The organism is Microcoleus sp. C2D2 (assembly GCF_036702495.1).
GTDB lineage: Bacteria > Cyanobacteriota > Cyanobacteriia > Cyanobacteriales > Microcoleaceae > Microcoleus.
Genome location: NZ_JAUBTO010000334.1, coordinates 1 through 2720, shown reverse-complemented (window position 1 = coordinate 2720; position 2720 = coordinate 1). Strand labels below are relative to the sequence as shown.

Sequence of the window (2720 nt, the reverse complement as noted above, 5' to 3'; positions counted from 1 at the left end):
CAGGGCGGGCGAGACGGCCCACCCCACAAGACACCGAATTGTTTGTTGACATTCTATTTAAATGCCGCAACAGCTTAGTATTTCCCCGAAGAAGTAACACTGACGGTTACGGTTTTGATAGTTCCCTCAAGCGGTCGATGTAATGCAAGCTTTGACAATGCCGACACGACCGGGAAACTTGAGAAAGTCCTCAACAAGTTTGACTGATTGCGGATACTGAATTGACTGCCTATTTTTTTTTTATTTGAATCTCGGGTATTTTGCCCTGGATTCAAAAAAGTTTTTGTAAGCAGTTACCAGGTTGAGCGTAGTGGATTGCAAAACTTGAGAGTAACACTCCGACAACCATTGTGTTTATTCTTGTTTTTTGAGATTTGGTAGGAGTTTGTTCAATGCAATTTGAGTCAAGCTTTTACCCGTGGTTTTGTAGGTTTCAATACACATATTGAGTGCGTAATTCCACCACCAGCGAGAACAGCCAAAGTGCCGAAGCTCATATCGTCTGTTGTTCAATTGTTGGATACAGTCTAACTTTGACGGCTTGATGTTGCATTGCTTCCACCTCCTTTGAGGATTATATACATTCCTGATAAAAAGTCAACCGAGTTGGCAAATTTTACGCCTGTTTGACCACATAAAATTTGCTTGGGGTGTCCATGTATCCCAACGCTGACCCAAAGGAACGTGGGACTTATCGCTCCCCCAAACCCCCTCAAAAGTTAAAATTTAATATGTGAACTACCACACATCAACTGCTACGCATTATGATGTGGGCTTCCCAATTCAAGGGCAACAGCCTCGGCAGCAGTGGACTTGCGGCGATACTGTTTTGGTCAGACCTTGCCTCGAAGGGCAGTAATGCTGTAGAAGATTGGAGGCATTGGGAATAACCTTCTTTGAGCCACTCATGCTCCTTTTTCCAGACTGGTATTGTGAAACTTCGTTAAGTTGGTAAGCATCAATAAACAATAGTAGTATCATATTATCATAGTAGTCGAGTAAAAAACACATGAGTTAAAGGATGGAAACCTTAAATGCAACTAGCCCAGAGGCACATCATTAAATCTACAGAACATCGTTTCGCAGAAATTGATGAATTAGCTTTTAAATCCAAGAATCTCTACAATGCTGCCAACTACGTCATTCGTCAGAGCTTTACTTATGGATGGGGTTACATCAACTACAATGAAATGAATCGTTTGATGAAATATCATCAAGCATACAAGGCTTTACCAGCTAAGGTCAGCCAACAAATCTTGATGATATTGGACAAGAATTGGAAATCGTTTTTTGAAGCAGTCAAAGCTTATAAAGCTGATTCCTCTAAATTCACGCGATCGCCCGAAGCGGCCGTTGTACAAAGATAAAGTCAAGGGTCGAAACATTCTCGTCTATACAATTGGGGCAATTAGTAGCAAGCAATTGAAGAAAGGAATTATCAAGCTTTCGGGTACGGAAATTTTAATCAAAACCAAAATAAAAACCGCTCGGATTTGCCAAGTTAGACTGGTTCCGAAATGTGATTCGTATGTGATTGAGGTAATTTATGATGAACCGGAGTCCACCGTCAGCAACGAGAATTCTGTAGCTAGTATTGATTTAGGACTGAATAATTTGGTGGCGCTAACTTCAAATCAATCGGGTTTTACCCCTCTGTTGATTAACGGGCGACCCTTGAAATCAATCAATCAGTTCTACAATAAACGCTCTTCACAGTTGCAATCTCAGTTAAAAGGAGGTCGCAAAACTTCACATCGCATTCAGCGCTTAACTCGCTGTCGCCACCAAAAAGTCGATAATTACTTGCATACTACCAGTCGCCTGATTGTTGACCTTTTGGTCACCAAACAAATTGGAACGCTAGTAGTTGGCAAAAATGTACAATGGAAAACCGAGATTGATTTAGGAAAACAAACCAATCAAAACTTTGTCAGCATTCCCCATGCTCGGCTAATTGAGATGTTGGAATATAAAACTCGATTGGTGGGGATTAAGGTCATAGTGCAAGAAGAATCTTATACTTCTCAATCAAATTTTCTCGGTTTAGATCCACTCCCTGTCTATGGAAAGACTGATAAGGATGCTGTATTTAGGGGCAGGCGGATCAAAAGAGGGTTGTACAAAACATCAGCCGGTCAATTAATTAACTCCGATGTTAACGGGTCTTACAATATCCTCAAAAAAGCAATCCCAAATGCGTTTAGCAATGGGATAGAGAGCTGCGTAGTTCAGCCGAGGCAGGTCAATCCGCTCAAAGTAAAAGTGAAAGGGGAAGGACTTAACGCCTCCCATGTCATGTCATAGATGACTATACTTTTGCCAGCTATCTGTTTCTTCATTGTTAAGGCTCCGATACCTTTGGCAGTTTGTTTGTAGGTCTGGGTTCAGGGGGCGACAACGAGGCTAAAGTGCTTGCCCTATAAGCTTTATGGATCTCAATCCCTTTTGATAAAATGGCTTTTTATTGGGAACTAAACTCAGCATGGACTCTACCCACTCCTGACAAGAGTCAACAGCAATTAGCCAATTAGAGCCATACAAACCAACCCAAAAGTTACTATGCCTTCTTCTATTTCTACCCGTTTCTTGAAGCCGACAAACATATTTCTATTGTCCCTGAAGCTGAGTTCTTTTTCCTTGTAACCCACATTCCGCAGATGTGGGTCGGATTTTTTTATCTGTTGTGAAAACTTGGAAACGAAACGCTTTTGGGCTGAAAT

At 41.5% G+C, this 2720-nt stretch carries 2 protein-coding genes and 1 pseudogene; 1 reads left to right on the top strand and 2 read right to left on the bottom strand.

Annotated features, from left to right (window positions below):
- Window positions 1–354: 354 nt before the first annotated feature.
- Window positions 355–513 carry a helix-turn-helix domain-containing protein gene (locus QUB61_RS40350; RefSeq protein WP_445300340.1) on the bottom strand — a complete coding sequence of 53 codons (159 nt, stop codon included), beginning with the start codon at window positions 511–513 and terminating at the stop codon, window positions 355–357.
- A 521-nt stretch (window positions 514–1034) separates the two neighbouring features.
- On the opposite strand from QUB61_RS40350, the pseudogene QUB61_RS38825 reads away from it, so the two are divergent.
- Window positions 1035–2304 (top strand): annotated as a pseudogene (locus QUB61_RS38825) (RNA-guided endonuclease InsQ/TnpB family protein).
- Window positions 2305–2519: 215 nt separating this feature from the next.
- Here the strand turns inward: QUB61_RS38825 and QUB61_RS38820 are convergent.
- Window positions 2520–2720, bottom strand: a 201-nt coding sequence (locus tag QUB61_RS38820; protein WP_333190442.1) for a hypothetical protein, incomplete at its 5' end; no start/stop codon positions are given.